General features: G+C 73.0%; 14 protein-coding genes. 1 reads left to right on the top strand and 13 read right to left on the bottom strand.

The features are described 5' to 3' along the window. Positions 1-573 precede the first annotated feature (573 nt). The 5 genes from ACIRPH_RS25450 to ACIRPH_RS25430 form a co-directional block, all read right to left on the bottom strand. A complete protein-coding gene (locus ACIRPH_RS25450; RefSeq protein WP_402918737.1) occupies positions 574-2,139 on the bottom strand; it encodes an NCS1 family nucleobase:cation symporter-1 in 1,566 nt (521 codons plus the stop codon). A gap of 266 nt (positions 2,140-2,405) precedes the next feature. Next, positions 2,406-3,413 (bottom strand): TIGR03842 family LLM class F420-dependent oxidoreductase, encoded by a 1,008-nt coding sequence (locus ACIRPH_RS25445; RefSeq protein ID WP_402918735.1) that lies wholly within the window; start codon positions 3,411-3,413, stop codon positions 2,406-2,408. 19 nt (positions 3,414-3,432) lie between these two features. After that, on the bottom strand, positions 3,433-4,839 hold the full coding sequence (gene hydA / locus ACIRPH_RS25440; RefSeq protein ID WP_402918733.1) for a dihydropyrimidinase: 1,407 nt from the start codon (positions 4,837-4,839) through the stop codon (positions 3,433-3,435). 16 nt (positions 4,840-4,855) lie between these two features. Beyond that, positions 4,856-5,698 carry a nitrilase-related carbon-nitrogen hydrolase gene (locus ACIRPH_RS25435; RefSeq protein ID WP_402918731.1) on the bottom strand — a complete coding sequence of 281 codons (843 nt, stop codon included), beginning with the start codon at positions 5,696-5,698 and terminating at the stop codon, positions 4,856-4,858. Between the two features lie 361 nt (positions 5,699-6,059). Beyond that, positions 6,060-6,923 (bottom strand): hypothetical protein, encoded by an 864-nt coding sequence (locus ACIRPH_RS25430; RefSeq protein WP_402918729.1) that lies wholly within the window; start codon positions 6,921-6,923, stop codon positions 6,060-6,062. Positions 6,924-7,108: 185 nt separating this feature from the next. On the opposite strand from ACIRPH_RS25430, the gene ACIRPH_RS25425 reads away from it, so the two are divergent. Then, a complete protein-coding gene (locus tag ACIRPH_RS25425) occupies positions 7,109-7,567 on the top strand; it encodes a flavodoxin family protein (protein ID WP_402918727.1) in 459 nt (152 codons plus the stop codon). A gap of 379 nt (positions 7,568-7,946) precedes the next feature. On the opposite strand, the gene ACIRPH_RS25420 is transcribed toward ACIRPH_RS25425, so the two are convergent. The 8 genes from ACIRPH_RS25420 to ACIRPH_RS25385 form a co-directional block, all read right to left on the bottom strand. Beyond that, a complete protein-coding gene (locus ACIRPH_RS25420; RefSeq protein ID WP_402918725.1) occupies positions 7,947-9,512 on the bottom strand; it encodes a polyamine aminopropyltransferase in 1,566 nt (521 codons plus the stop codon). Positions 9,513-9,583: 71 nt separating this feature from the next. Next, complete coding sequence (locus tag ACIRPH_RS25415) at positions 9,584-10,012, bottom strand: DUF350 domain-containing protein (protein WP_402918724.1); 429 nt, start codon at positions 10,010-10,012, stop codon at positions 9,584-9,586. Between the two features lie 66 nt (positions 10,013-10,078). Beyond that, on the bottom strand, positions 10,079-10,426 hold the full coding sequence (locus ACIRPH_RS25410) for a hypothetical protein (RefSeq protein ID WP_402918723.1): 348 nt from the start codon (positions 10,424-10,426) through the stop codon (positions 10,079-10,081). Further along, positions 10,423-10,956: a DUF2617 family protein gene (locus tag ACIRPH_RS25405; protein ID WP_402918721.1), complete on the bottom strand. Its 534-nt coding sequence runs from the start codon at positions 10,954-10,956 to the stop codon at positions 10,423-10,425. The genes ACIRPH_RS25410 and ACIRPH_RS25405 overlap by 4 nt, the downstream gene beginning before the upstream one ends. A 7-nt stretch (positions 10,957-10,963) precedes the next feature. Beyond that, on the bottom strand, positions 10,964-11,569 hold the full coding sequence (locus ACIRPH_RS25400) for a DUF4178 domain-containing protein (RefSeq protein ID WP_402918719.1): 606 nt from the start codon (positions 11,567-11,569) through the stop codon (positions 10,964-10,966). Positions 11,570-11,789: 220 nt separating this feature from the next. After that, positions 11,790-12,641 carry a sulfurtransferase gene (locus tag ACIRPH_RS25395; RefSeq protein ID WP_402918717.1) on the bottom strand — a complete coding sequence of 284 codons (852 nt, stop codon included), beginning with the start codon at positions 12,639-12,641 and terminating at the stop codon, positions 11,790-11,792. A gap of 74 nt (positions 12,642-12,715) precedes the next feature. Next, a complete protein-coding gene (locus tag ACIRPH_RS25390; protein WP_402918715.1) occupies positions 12,716-13,141 on the bottom strand; it encodes a hypothetical protein in 426 nt (141 codons plus the stop codon). Further along, positions 13,134-13,496: a hypothetical protein gene (locus ACIRPH_RS25385; protein ID WP_402918713.1), complete on the bottom strand. Its 363-nt coding sequence runs from the start codon at positions 13,494-13,496 to the stop codon at positions 13,134-13,136. Before ACIRPH_RS25385 ends, ACIRPH_RS25390 begins: the two co-directional genes overlap by 8 nt. Positions 13,497-13,697: the final 201 nt, after the last annotated feature.

Raw genomic sequence — 13,697 nt, 5'->3', positions numbered from 1 at the left:
GAACGGAGTGCGGGACGCGTGTCGGGCGCCCGGAGCGGGACTCGTGGGCCGACTCCTGGGCTAACGCCCCGCCCCAGGGGAACGGTTCGCCCGGACGGCCGGATATATCCACGTAGCGGGGACACACAGGTGAACACTACCCAACCCGCCGAAGAACCTTCTTCTCGTGTGATAGCAGTCATCCGACCCGAGGTCGCCGCGAAAGGGTCCGCCGGCGCCGGTACGGCCGCCGTGCCCGGGGCGGAGTCCCGGACGGCCCGGGCGTACGGGTCGGCCGCGCGGCCGCGCCGAACCCTGTCCGTGCGGCCGGCCCGGAAGGCACTCCCGCCGCCCGGCCCGGGCGCTGCCCGCGGACGGGAGGGTGTCCAATCCCACCGGAACGGGAGCGCGCGGCCGTGCCGACCGACCGGACCGCCGCCGCGCGGCGCGCCCCCACGGGACCGCGGCCCGGCCCGGGACCGCGGCCCGGCCCGGGACCGCGGCCCGGCCCGGGACCGCGGCCCGGCCCGGGGACGCGGCGGGGCCGCGCCGGACGCCGGCGCGGCCCCGGGACCCGTCGGGCGGTCGGTCCGGTCAGACGGCGGGGCCTTCCGCGGTCCGCCGCCCGCCGGCGCGGCGGTCGGGCAGGAACACGCCCAGCGCCCAGTGGACCAGCAGCGCGCTGACGAGCCCGACCAGCCAGCCGTAGTCGGCCAGCGGGGCCAGGACCGGGATCAGGCCGTCGGTGGGGAAGGGGCCCGAGCCCTCGGGGGAGTGCGATCCGCCCACGGCGAGCACCGTGCCGATCCCGAACGCAGCGAGGGCCCGCCAGTTCCACCCGTGCGCGTACCAGTACTCCGATCCGCGCTCGTACAGCGCGGCCAGGTTCATCCTCGTGCGGCGCAGCAGCCAGTAGTCGGCGAGCAGGATGCCCGCCACGGTGCCGAGGACGCCGCCCACGGTGCCGAGCCACGTGAAGATGTACACGTTCTCGTTCTCCAGCAGCTTCCACGGGAAGATGAGGACGCTGAGGAAGCACGTGATGACCGCTCCGGTGCGGAAGCTGATCAGCCTCGGCCTCAGGTTGGCCAGGTCGTAGGCCGGGCCGACCAGGTTCGCGGCGATGTTGGTGGACACCGTCGCGAGCAGCACGACGAAGACCGCGAAGAGCAGGCCGAGACCGCTGCCCATCTGCGCGACGATGTCGATCGGGTTCCACAGCGGCTCGCCGTACACGGAGGCGGTGCCCGCCGTGACCATCACGGCCAACAGGGAGAACAGCGTCATCGTGGTGGGCAGGCCGAGCGTCTGGCCCACGACCTGGGACCGCTGCGACGCGGAGAACCGGGTGAAGTCGCTGATGTTCAGGGTCAGGGTCGCCCAGTAGCCGATGACGCCCATGAGGGACGGGAAGAACAGCGCCCAGAAGGACGGGCCCCAGTCCAGGGCCTCGCCGGAGTCCAGGGAGAGCATCGGGGCGACGCCGCCCGCCTCGACGGCCATCCACGCCAGCAGCGCGAGGCCTCCGACGACCATCAGCGGCGCGGCCCACACCTGGACGCGGCGCACACCCTCCATGCCCCACAGGATGATCGCGAGCTGGGCCGCCCAGAACAGGCCGAAGGACAGCCACAGGGTCCACGGGTTGCCGCCGACCTGCGCGGCGCCGGTCCACCCGTCGCCGAGCAGGCGTCCGAGGAGGACGTACACGCCCTGGCCGCCGACCCAGGTCTGGATGCCGTACCAGCCGCACGCCACCGCGCCTCGCAGCAGCGCGGGCAGGTTGGCGCCGCGCAGGCCGAAGGAGGCGCGGGCGAACACCGGGAACGGGATGCCGTACTTGGCTCCGGCGTGGCCGGTCAGCACCATCGGCAGCAGCACGACGAGGTTGCCGAGGACGACGGCGAGCATCGCCTGGCGCCAGTCCATGCCGGCCGCGATCAGGCCGCTGGCCAGGGTCCACGCCGGGATGCTGACCGACATGCTCACCCACAGGGCGGTGAAGCTGCCCGTGCCCCAGTCGCGCCGGGAGATCGGGACCGGTTGGAGGTCGGCGTTGACGAAGGGGCTCTCGGGGAGGGCGGAGCCCTCCGCCAGGGACACGCGTCCGTCGGGATGGGTGACGACGGCGGGTTCCGGGGACGGCGGGGCTTGGGTCACGGGACACCTGGTTTCGGTGGTGCTGGCGGGGAGCGTGGTGGGGTGGCGGCGCCGGGCCCGCGGGGGACGGAGCCCGGCGGCATGCACGGAAAGTCCGGATTGTGCAGAGGTCACCGAATATCCTCGCACGTCACCGGGGTGAGATGACGTCTCCCCGCGCGCCCCGGGAAGCGGGCCCCGCCGGGCTCCGGAACGGTGTGCGGCCGCCCGCGCGCGGGGGCGCCGTCCGCCTCCCCGCGTCCCACCCGGCCAGGTGCTCCCGGACCTCAGGAGAGGGCGGGTACCACGTCGCGGCCGTAGGCCTCGACGACCCCGTCCACGTCGTCGTGCATCGCGTAGACCGCGAACTGGTCCACACCGGCGCGCCGCAGCCGTTCGAGCTTCGCGACGTGCTCCTCGACCGGGCCCACCAGGCAGAACCGGTCCACGATCGCGTCCGGGACGAACCGGGTGTCGGGGTTGTCCACCCGTCCGTGGTGGCTGTAGTCGTACCCCTCGCGGGCCCGGATGTAGTCGGTCAGCTCCTGCGGCACGGCGCCGGACTCGCCGTACCGCGCGACCAGGTCGGCGACGTGGTTGCCGACCATCCCGCCGAACCACCGGCACTGCTCGCGCGCGTGGGCCAGCGCCTCCGGGGAGCCGTCGGTCACGTAGGCGGGGGCCGCCACGCACACCTTCACCGACGCGGGATCGCGCCCGGCGCCGGCCGCGGCCGCCCGCACCGCCGCGACCATCCACTCGGTCAGGTACGGGTCGGCCAGCTGGAGGATGAAACCGTCGGCCCGGCGCCCCGCCAGGTCCAGCGCCTTCGGGCCGTAGGCGCCCATCCACACGGGCAGGGAGCCGCCGCGGACCCACGGCAGGCGCATGGGCGTGCCGTCCACCTCCGCCTCCCGGCCCTCGGCCAGGTCCTTGATCGCCCCCATCGCGAGGGAGAGGCGGTCCAGCGTCGCGGGTTTGCGCCCCGCCACCCGCATCGCCGAGTCGCCCCGGCCGATCCCGCACACCGTCCTGTTCCCGAACATGTCGTTCAGGGTGGCGAACAGGGACGCGGTCACCTCCCACGCGCGTGTGCCGGGGTTGGTCACCATCGGTCCCACGACCAGGCGCTCGGTGCGCTCCAGGACGCGGCTGTAGATGACGAAGGGCTCCTGCCAGAGCACGACCGAGTCGAAGGTCCACCCGTGGGTGAAGCCGTTGGCCTCGGCGCGCACCATCCGCTCGACCAGCAGGTCGGCGGGCGGGTCGGTCTGGAGGACGAGTCCGAAGTCCATGTCGTGTCCCCTCGGGCGGTCAGATCAGGTACTGGCAGGTGGAACGGGGCACGTACCGGCCGTGGCCGGCCTCGCCCAGGTAGGCGCCGCCGTCCACGACGACGCGGCCGCGCGAGAGGACCGTGCGCGCCCTCCCGGTGACCCGTCTGCCCTCGTACGCGGAGTAGTCCACGTTCATGTGGTGGGTCGCGGCCGACAGGACCTGTTCCGCGTGCGGGTCGTAGACGACGATGTCGGCGTCCGCGCCCGGCGAGATCGTGCCCTTGGAGGGGTAGAGGCCGAACATGCGGGCCGGCGTGGCGCAGGCGATCTCGATCCACCTGCGCCGGTCGATGCGCCCCTCCACCACCGCCTGGTGCAGCAGGTCCATCCTGTGCTCCACCCCGGGCATGCCGTTGGGGATCTTGGAGAAGTCGCCGACACCCAGGTCCTTCTGCCCCTTGAAGCAGAACGGGCAGTGGTCGGTGGAGACGACGGACAGGTCGTTCGTGCGCAGGGCCCGCCACAGGTGCTCCTGGTGCTCCCGCGGGCGCAACGGCGTGGAGCACACGTACTTGGCGCCCTCGAAGCCCGGCTCGGCCAGGTTGTCGGCGGACAGGAACAGGTACTGCGGGCAGGTCTCCCCGAACACGTTGAGGCCCATGTCGCGGGCCCGGACCAGTTCCTCCACGGCCTCCCGGGCGGACACGTGCACCACGTACAGGGGCGCCCCGGCGACGCGGGCGAGCTGGACGGCGCGGTGGGTGGCCTCCGACTCCAGCAGGGCCTTGCGCACCTCCCCGTGGTGGCGGGGGTCGGTCCTGCCCTCGGCGAGGGCCTGCTCGACCAGCACGTCGATGGCGATGCCGTTCTCGGCGTGCACCATGGTCAGCGCGCCGTTGGACGCGCCGCGCTGCATGGCGCGGAGGATCCGGCCGTCGTCGCTGTAGAACACGCCGGGGTAGGCCATGAAGAGCTTGAAGGAGGTGACGCCCTCGTCCACCAGGGCGTCCATCTCCCTCAGGGAGGACTCGTCGACGTCGGACAGGATCGCGTGGAAGGCGTAGTCGATCGCGCACCTCCCCTCGGCCCTGGCCATCCACTCGTCCACCCCGGCGCGTACGGACCTCCCCCGGCCCTGGACGGCGAAGTCGACGATCGTGGTGGTCCCGCCCCAGGCGGCGGCGCGGGTGCCCGTCTCGAAGGTGTCGGCCGAGCGGGTGCCGCCGAAGGGCATCTCCATGTGGGTGTGGCCGTCGACCCCGCCCGGGACCACGTAGTGGCCGGCGGCGTCGACGGTGCGGGCGCCGCTCGCGGCCCAGGAGCGCGCGGTGTCGCTGCCGCGCAGGGCCAGGGCGGCGATCCGCTCCCCCTCGACGAGGACGTCGGCCTCCGCCTCCTCCGAGGCGGTGACGACCAGGCCGCCGCTGATGACGGTGCGTTCCATGGGTCCGCTCCCCCTCTCAGCCCTCGACCAGGGGACCGTAGGCGTCCGGGCGGCGGTCCCGGTAGAACGCCCACTGCTGCCGGACCCGGTCGACCAGGTCGAGGTCGAGGTCGCGGACGACCAGCTCCGGCGAGGTGTCCGAGGCGACATCGCCGACGAACTGCCCGCGCGGGTCCACGAAGTAGCTGGTCCCGTAGAAGTCGTTGTCGCCGTACTCCTCCACGCCCACGCGGTTGATGGCGGCGACGAAGTACGCGTTGGCCACCGCGGCGGCCGGCTGTTCGAGCTTCCACAGGTGGCCGGAGAGGCCGCGGCTGGTCGCGGACGGGTTGTACACCAGCTGTGCCCCGGCCAGGCCGAGCGCACGCCACCCCTCCGGGAAGTGGCGGTCGTAGCAGATGTAGACCCCGACACGGCCGACGGCGGTGTCGAACACGGGCCAGCCGAGGTTGCCGGGGCGGAAGTAGTACTTCTCCCAGAAGCCCTCGACCTGCGGGATGTGGTGCTTGCGGTACTTGCCGAGGTAGGCGCCGTCCGCGTCGACGACGGCGGCGGTGTTGTAGTAGAAGCCGGGCTTCTCGACCTCGAAGACCGGCAGCACCATCACCGTGCCCAGCTCCCGGGCCAGGGCGCTGAACCGGGTGACGGTGGGGCCGTCGGGGACGGGCTCCGCCCAGCGGTGGTGCTCCGCCTCCTGCACCTGGCAGAAGTAGGGGGCGTTGAACACTTCCTGGAAACCGATGATCCGGGCGCCCTGCGCCGCCGCCTCGCGCGCGTACTCCTCGTGGGCGGCGAGCGCGGACCCGGTGTCGCCCGTCCATTCCGTCTGGACGAGCGCGGCGCGGACGTTGTTCGGCATGGCTTCCTCGCTCCTCGGCTGGCGGCCCGCGTACCCCCTGGTGGCGCCGGTGGTCGTGCGGTGGGCGCGGCGGGCTGTGCGCGTGAGAGTCGCACCTTAGAGAAGAGGGGAACGGGGGGTCAACGTTCGACATCCCCGTTCATGTGATAAGTCGGTGTTTCCTGTTTCCTCATCTTGCACAACAGGGGCATAATGGCGTTTCCGGGTGAAAACAATTCGGAGGAAAACACAGGTTTCGCGCCGTTTTCCCGAGAAATTTCGGGGAACCGCACATGCCTTTCGGCGGACACGGCGAGGGGCCGCCGGAAGGGATTCCGACGGCCCCGCTCGCGCTCGGCCCCGTGTCCGGGGCGGGTGCGGGTCAGGGACTGATCTCGACCTCGATCTCGTCCCCGCCGTACGTCTCCGAGCTCAGCCCGATGTGGGTGATGTCGGCGGCCGAGTCCACGTCGAAGGCGATGCTCAGGCTCACCGGCGTGCCGTCGGTGGGCAGGTCGCTCCACATGGAGTCGCCGAGCGTGCCGGTGGCGTCGTAGTCCTCCTCGAACTGCTCGCCGGTGGCCGTGTACAGGTGCTGCTCGTCGCGCCAGAACGTGTCGGTGCCGGCGTAGGCCACGTCGAGGTGCACGATGACGTACTCACCGTCGGCGGTGTAACCGCCGACCTCGTCGGTGACCTCGGTGCCGGTGATCGTGTAGAGGATGCCGTTGTGCTCGACGGTCTCGCCGGTACCGCCGCCACCGCCGCCGCCACCGGACTCGCCGGAGCCCTCGCCGGGGCTCTCGGTCGTGACCGTCGTGGAGCCGCCGCCCGACGTGCCCCGGTCGTTGAAGACGAAGGCGATGAGCACCACGAGGATGACGCCGATGACGAACAGGCCGCCGCAGCCCAGGCCGACCCACAGCCACGGGGAGCTCTTCTTCGGCCCCTGCGGGCCGGGGCCGTAGGGGGGCTGGGGGCCGCCGGGGCCGTAGGGCCCGCCCGGTCCGCCGGGGTGGCCGTACGGGCCCCCGCCGGGAGGGCCGTAGGGGTCCCCGCCGGGGGGACCGTACGGGTCACCCCCGGGGGGACCGTAGGGGTCCCCGCCGGGAGGGCCGTAGGGCCCGGAGGGGTCTGCGCCGGGGGGACCGTAGGGGTCTCCGCCGGGAGGGCCGTAGGGCCCGGACGGGTAGCCGTCGGACGGGCCGCCGGGGCCGTAGGGCCCACCCGGCGGGGGAGGGCCCATGGGCGGCTGGCCACCGGTCGGAGGTCCCTGGTAAGGGCCGTTCGGGGGAGGAGGCTGACTCATGGAGGTCCTGGCTTTCTGCTGCGGGCGGGTCGGGAGGCGGCCGGGCCGTCTTGCCCGTGCTGAGTGTGACGCCGGCCGGAGGCCGACAGTTCCAGACGCGTTCGACTGCCTACTGTGGGGGCATGGCACGACTTCTCATCGTTCACCACACGGTCTCACCCGCCACCCGGGAGATGTTGGGGGCCGTGCTCGACGGTGCCCGCGACGACGATATCGAAGGGGTGGAGGTGCGGTCGAAGGCGGCACTGTCCGCGACCGTCAGCGACCTGCTCGGGGCCGACGCGCTGGTCCTGGGGACCCCGGCCAACATCGGCTACATGTCCGGCGCGCTCAAGCACTTCTTCGACACGGTGTTCTACCCGGCCCAGGGGGAGACGGAGGGGATGCCCTACTCCCTCTACGTGCACGGGGACAACGACACCGCCGGAGCCGTCCGCGCGGTGGAGTCCATCGCGAAGGGCATCGGCTGGGAGCGCCACCGGCCCCCGGTCACCGTCCACGGCAGCCCCGACGCCGCCGCCCGCGAGGCCTGCTGGGAACTGGGCGCCGTGACCGCCCTCGCCGCCCAGGAGAGGGGCTGACCCCGGGAGCGTCCGCGCCCTTCCGCGCGCGGGACCGGGCCGACCCCCGCCCGCCCCGGGCACGCGGCGGCCGACGGGCCGCCCGGCGCGCCGGGCGGCCCGTCTCCTGTCGGAAAAGGGGCGGTAAGGCTGGGTAAGGGCTTGGCCTGTGCGGGGACCGGGGCGGCGTGGCGACCCCGCGGAAGCCCGCCACCCGGGACAGGATGGACCCGGTCGCGGGCCGACGTGCGAACGTCCGGCACGACGTCCGCCCCCCGCACAGACCCACCGCGTGGCCGCCCACTGGCCCACAGTTCCAGGCCGCGCGGTGTCCACTCCACGGGAGGGCGCGCCGGGGCCGTCCCGGCCCCGCGCCCCCGCCGGCCGTGGCGGCGCGGCGTCAGTAACCGCGCCAGGCGCCCTGGTGGTAGGCCATCACCCGGGGGTGCATCAGGGTCGACTCCTCGGCGTCGCTCCCACGCCGGTCCCTCGGGAAGACCTGCGCCGCGTCCAACAGCGGCTCGTCCAGGAACCGCAGCGGTGGCGCGTCGTCCGGCACGTCCAGCTCGGGCGCCGGGCCCACGGCCGCCAGGTAGAAGCCCCAGTTCCCGAAACTCGGCACGTCCACGTTGTACGGGGTGGTCGAGAACCCCGCCTCCTCCAGCGAGCGGTCCACGCTCCAGAAGGCGTCGGGCGCGAAGAACGGCGAACCCGCCTGCACCACCAGGCGGCCGTCGTCGGCGAGGGCGTGCCGCAGGAGCGAGTAGAACTCCACCGAGTACAGCTTGGACGTGGAGGTGTCGTCGCCGTCCGGCAGGTCGGCGACGACCACGTCGAAGCCCTCCCCGTTCTCGCGCAGCCACTGGAAGGCGTCGGTGTTGACCACCTCCACCCTCGGGTCCTCGAACGAGTCCCCGTTCAGCTCCGTGATCACCGGGTCCGTGGACGCCAGCTCGATCACCGCGGGGTCCAGGTCCACCAGCGTCACCGAGGACACGTCGTCGTAGGCCAGGACCTCCCGCAGGGCGAGGCCGTCCCCGCCCCCCAGGACCAGCACGCTCCCGTGCGGCCCGTCCATCGCGGGGTGGATCAGCGACTCGTGGTAGCGGTACTCGTCCAGGGTCGAGAACTGGAGGCTCCCGTTGAGGAACATGCGCACGTCCTCGCCGTCCAGGGAGCGCGTGAGCACGATCTCCTGGTACTCGGAGCGCTCCGCGTGCACGATCGGGTCGCGGTACATCGCCTGGCGGGCGTCCACCTCGAACCGGTCGGCGTACACGTAGGCCAGGCCGAGCACCGCGATGATGGCGGCCAGGCCGAGGCCCAGACCCGCGTAGGCGCGCCGGGTCAGCTCCGAGCGGAAGAGCCAGAGCACCACCGCGACGCCCACCACCGCGTTCAGCGCCCCCACCACCAGCGCGCCCCGGGGCAGGCCCAGCAGCGGCAGCAGCAGGAACGGGAAGGCCAGACCGCCGATCAGCCCGCCCACGTAGTCGGCCGCGAACAGGTCCGCGACCGCCTCCGAGGCCTCCTGCCTGCGGATCCGCTGGATCAGCGTCATCAGCAGGGGGATCTCCATGCCGATGAGCAGACCGATGACGAACGACAGCACCACCAGGGCGGGCTGGTAGGCGGAGAACCAGGCGAAGGCCCCGTACAGCAGGAGCACCGACAGGCCGCCGACCAGGGAGAGCAGCCCCTCGATCACCGCGAACGACACCGCGGGGCTGGCCTGGAAGCGCTTGGACAGCAGCGACCCCACGCCCATGGCGAACACCATCACGGACAGCACCACGGAGGCCTGGGTGATGGTGTTGCCCAGCAGGTAGCTGCCGATGGCGACGAGCGCCAGCTCGTACACCAGGCCGCAGGCCGCGCAGATGAACACCGCCAGCAGCACCAGGAACCGTGCGGCCCTGGCGGGGACCGGGAGTCCTGGCCGGGCGCGGGTCGTGTTCTCAGTCAACGCGGATGCCTTCGTGTGGTGGTGCGGGTGGGGCTGCGGCCGGGGTCAGGGGCCCTGCGGTCCCGGCGGCGTCAGGTGAGGGCGGCGGCCACGACGAGCGCGATGGCCACGTGCGCGGTGGCGCTCACCCAGGTGGCCGGGTGCGGTTCGTCGTTGCTGATGATCTGGGCGATCTTGGCCGGGATGATGAGGTCGATCAGCAGGAACGACAGGGCCATGACGCCCAGGCCGATCACACCGTAGACCGCGGCCGAGAGGAGGCCGGCGCCCAGGCCGATCTCCGAGTCGCTGGACAGGATCGCCGACGTGACGATGATCGCCGAGCCCAGCGTGTTCGCGGACACGAGCAGCACGGCGTTGCGGTTGCGGTTCTCCCAGATCAGCTGGTGCAGCTTGCCGGGGGTGAGCAGGTCGGTGATCAGGTAGCCCGCCACGAGGATGGCGATGCCCACACCGCCGTAGGCGAGGGCTGCGAGGGAGTTGAAGAGGATCTCGTTCATGGTCCTGTCCGTAGAGGGGGTGACGTCGTCGGGTTGTCGGTCGCGGGGTCGCCGGGGACGCGGGGACTACTTGCCGAAGCTGCTCCCGCCGCCGCGGTAGCTGCTGCCGCTGCCGTTGTCGTTCCGGTAGTTGTTGCTGCCGCTGTTGTAGCTGCTGCTGTTGTCGTTCCGGTAGCTGCCGCCGGTCCCTCCGAAGAAGAAGAACCCGCCGCCACCGCCGGAACCCGACGAGGACCCCTCGCAGTCGTCGTCGTCATAGCCCTCCACGGCGACGACGTCGTCGTCGGGGCAGTAGTTGTTGCTGTTGCTGTTGCAGGCGCTCAGCAGGATCAGGATCAGGAGGATGACGCCGACGACGACGACCACCGTGATGATCTTGTTCCTGTTCTCGTGGGTTTCCTCGTATGCGTTCATGGTGCGGATCTCTCCGGACTGGGGGGAGTGGTCATCGTCGAGGTGGTCGTCACCAGTTCGCCTGTCTGCGGATAGGCGTGCCAGGTGCGCCAGCCGAGGGGAGAACCGCCGAGAGGGGTCAGGTGCAGGGCGGTGATCGCCAGGGGGTCGCCGGGGAAGGCGACGAGGAGGCCGCCGGGGGAATCGGCCACCTCGCGGTGGAGCCGTTCCACGCGGTCGGCCAGTTCGCCGCGCGCGAGGGTCTCCACGAGGGAGCCGAAACGGTAGCCGCCCCGGTCCGGGCGCTCCGCGCGCCCGGGGAGCCCGCCCGGCAGGCCGGGCAGGCAGGCGACCGTCTCCACCAGGGCTCCTCCGCCGGAATCCGGCGTGACGACGACCTGGTGCGAGGCCCCCAGCACGCGCAGTTCGACCCTGGCGCCCGCCACCCGGAGGGAGCGGGAGGCCAGCGGCTCGGTCGGCGGATGCCCCAGTGTCCAGACGAGGTCGTCCGCGCCGGTGTCGACGAAGGGGGCGCTGATGCTCGCGCGCACGTGCGGATCAGCTCCCGGGGTAGATGGTGAACGTGCCGGGGGCGACCTTGGTGCCGGTGCTGGCCTCCCAGCCGCCGTGGTCGAACCGCTCGAACGACAGGAGCCTGCCGTCCGAGGACTCGTAGTCGGCGTAGTCGAGGCCGCCCTGCGCCTTGAGGCCGGTGGTGCCCTCGGAGCGGTAGGAGCCGCTGCCCTTCTCCTGGAGGCGGTAGGTGACGCCCTCCAGTTCGATGGTCTTGCTGTGCGGGGTCAGCTCCAGGTCCGGGCGCCCGGACCACAGGGCGAGCTCCACGTCCGGGTCCTCCTCGACCGAGAGCCAGCGCTTGCCGCCCTCGACCTCCAGGAAGTGCTCGGACCAGACGTAGCCGCCCTCGGACAGGCGCAGGGTGCCGCGGATCCACGTCCGCTCGGCGCCCCAGTCGATCATGTCGCCGGCCTTGATGGAGCGGGGGTCCCCGGCGGCGCTGTCGCCCTGGTCGGCGAAGGGGTCCCGGGGAGCCGCGGGCGGCGGGGGCGCCGCCTGCCGCTGCCTGGAGCGCTGGAGATAGATCAGGACGCCGGCGACGGCGGCGACGATGAGGAGGATGAACAGCAGAACGAGTTCGACGGACAAGGTTCCTCGTTTCGCGGTGGAGCGGGGTGCGGGGGCGGGGTGTCGGATGTGCCCCGGCCGCGTCGTTCCCCGGGCCGGGCAATCCTACTGACTGGTCGGACGCCGCACAGGGGGCGCCGGTTCCCTCCGAGACCGGATCGCGACAGGTCACGACGGTGCGTGGTCGGTCCGGGACGGCCCCGGCCGCCCGCGGGGCGGGCCGCCGGGAGCGGACGGCCCGTCAGGCGCGGGGGTCGCCGGTCTCCGCGGGGAGCGAGTCGTCCCCGCCCCACCGGCTCCAGGAGCCCGGGTACAGGCGGGCGCCGGCGTACCCCGCGTGTTCGAGGGCCAACAGGTCGTGGCAGGCGGTGACCCCCGAACCGCAGTACGCGGTGATGGTCCTGGCGGAGTCGGCGCCCAGGGAGGCGAAGCGCTCGCGCAGGACCTCCGGCGCGGCGAGGAGGCCGTCGCCGTCCAGGTTCGCCGTCCACTCGGCGCTGCGGGCGCCCGGCACGTGCCCGGGGCGGGCGTCCACCGGCGCGGGCCGCTCGCCGGTGAAGCGTTCGTAGGCGCGGGCGTCGACGAGCAGGTCGGCGGGCTCGCCGGCCTCCGCTAGGACCGTGTCGGTGTCCACCACCAGTGCGGGCGGCCAGGGCCGTGCCGTCCGGCGCGCGGCCGTGGGGGCGGCCTCCCCCTCCTCCAGGCCGCCGGTCCACGTCCGCATGCCTCCGTCGAGGAACGCGGCAGGGGTTCCCAGGGCGCGGAGCATCCACACCAGGCGGGCGGCCACGGAGCCCCCGGCGTCGTCGTAGACGACCACGCGGGCGGAGTCCCCGACGCCGAGGCGGCCCAGCGCCGCGGCGAAGTCCTCGGGCGAGGGCAGCGGGTGGCGGCCGACCCCGGGGCCCGCCGGGGCGGCGAGGTCGGTGTCCACGTCGGCGAAGACGGCGCCGGGCAGGTGCCCGGCGCGGTAGGCGTCACGGCCGGAACGGCCGTCGAGGTACCAGCGGGAGTCGACGAGGACCACCTGGTCGCGGTGCTCGCGGAGCCAGTCGGCCGACACGGCCACCGGGAGGGACGAGGGTTCTGACATGGGCGACAGCCTAACCGGACGCCGTCCGCCGCACACGGATCCGGGGCCCCGCCCCGGGGACGCGACCGGCCCGGTCAGTCACGGTCCATGCGGTGCACCCGCAGGATCCACCACAGGCCCAGCGCCGGCAGCACGAGCGGGATGAACAGGTAGCCGCTGCCGAAACCGGACCACACGGTGTCCTCGGGGAAGACGGACGGCCAGAACACGCTCGCCGTCCCCACCACCAGGACGCCCGCCATCTCGACGGCGCACGAGACCAGGGCGACCCGCCGCGAGGTCCGCCCTGCACGGGCCAGGCCCACCGCCGCCACCAGGTAGACGATCCCGGCGAACAGCGACAGCGTGTAGGCCGTCGGCGCCTCGTCGAACCGCGTGGCCAGCTGGTAGCTCCCGCGGGCGGTCGCCGCCAGCGCGAACACCCCGTACACGGCGACGAGGAGCCGGCCGGGACCGGTGCGCAGGGTCTTGGCCCCGGTGGGCGCGGACGTCTCAGGCAACGGGGCTCCAGAGCTGTTCCAGGCGGACGAACAGGACGGGCAGGATCAGGCACGCGAAGGCGATCACCGCGGGACCCCACTTGCTCCGCTCCATGAACCCCCACACGGCGCACGCGGGCGGCAGCAGCGCCACCGTCGCCAGGTAGGACACGTACATCGCCGTCTCGGCGGGGCGGTCGCCGCCGACCATGGCGGCCACGGAGACGCCCACCTGTCCGAGCACGAGCAGCCACAGGACGCCCATGCCGACCAGGTGGGGGACCACCATGGGCTGGTCGCGGAAGGTCGAGACGAGGCACCAGCCGGCCATCGCCAGCGACACCATCTGAATCGTCATGGTCAGCCAGTCGACCACGCCGCCTCCGCTCGCACTCCGCCGCGTCCGCCCATGTCAGCGGTCCGCGCACCACACTTGTCTACGACACAGCGTAGTACTCCGTTCGGCCCCCGTGCCAACCGGGGAGCCCGAACGGGCGGGGGCCGCGGGGCCGGGGGGCCCCCCGCCCCCCCCCCCGCGCCCCCCGCCCCCCGCCCCCCCCCCCCCCCCCCCCCCCCG

The sequence above is a fragment of the Nocardiopsis sp. NPDC101807 genome, assembly GCF_044766605.1.
GTDB classification, from domain to species: Bacteria; Actinomycetota; Actinomycetes; order Streptosporangiales; family Streptosporangiaceae; genus Nocardiopsis; species Nocardiopsis tropica.
This window is presented reverse-complemented; position numbering and strand designations above follow the sequence as displayed.

Excerpts from the sequence above, each read along its gene's own strand:
- ACIRPH_RS25430 (WP_402918729.1), bottom strand. The coding sequence starts at position 6,923 with ATGGGCCCTCCCCCGCCGGGTGGGCCCTACGGCCCCGGCGGCCCGTCC.
- ACIRPH_RS25415 (WP_402918724.1), bottom strand. The coding sequence starts at position 10,012 with ATGAACGAGATCCTCTTCAACTCCCTCGCAGCCCTCGCCTACGGCGGT.
- hydA (WP_402918733.1), bottom strand. The coding sequence starts at position 4,839 with ATGGAACGCACCGTCATCAGCGGCGGCCTGGTCGTCACCGCCTCGGAG.
- ACIRPH_RS25445 (WP_402918735.1), bottom strand. The coding sequence starts at position 3,413 with ATGGACTTCGGACTCGTCCTCCAGACCGACCCGCCCGCCGACCTGCTG.
- ACIRPH_RS25395 (WP_402918717.1), bottom strand. The coding sequence starts at position 12,641 with ATGTCAGAACCCTCGTCCCTCCCGGTGGCCGTGTCGGCCGACTGGCTC.
- ACIRPH_RS25425 (WP_402918727.1), top strand. The coding sequence starts at position 7,109 with ATGGCACGACTTCTCATCGTTCACCACACGGTCTCACCCGCCACCCGG.
- ACIRPH_RS25410 (WP_402918723.1), bottom strand. The coding sequence starts at position 10,426 with ATGAACGCATACGAGGAAACCCACGAGAACAGGAACAAGATCATCACG.
- ACIRPH_RS25435 (WP_402918731.1), bottom strand. The coding sequence starts at position 5,698 with ATGCCGAACAACGTCCGCGCCGCGCTCGTCCAGACGGAATGGACGGGC.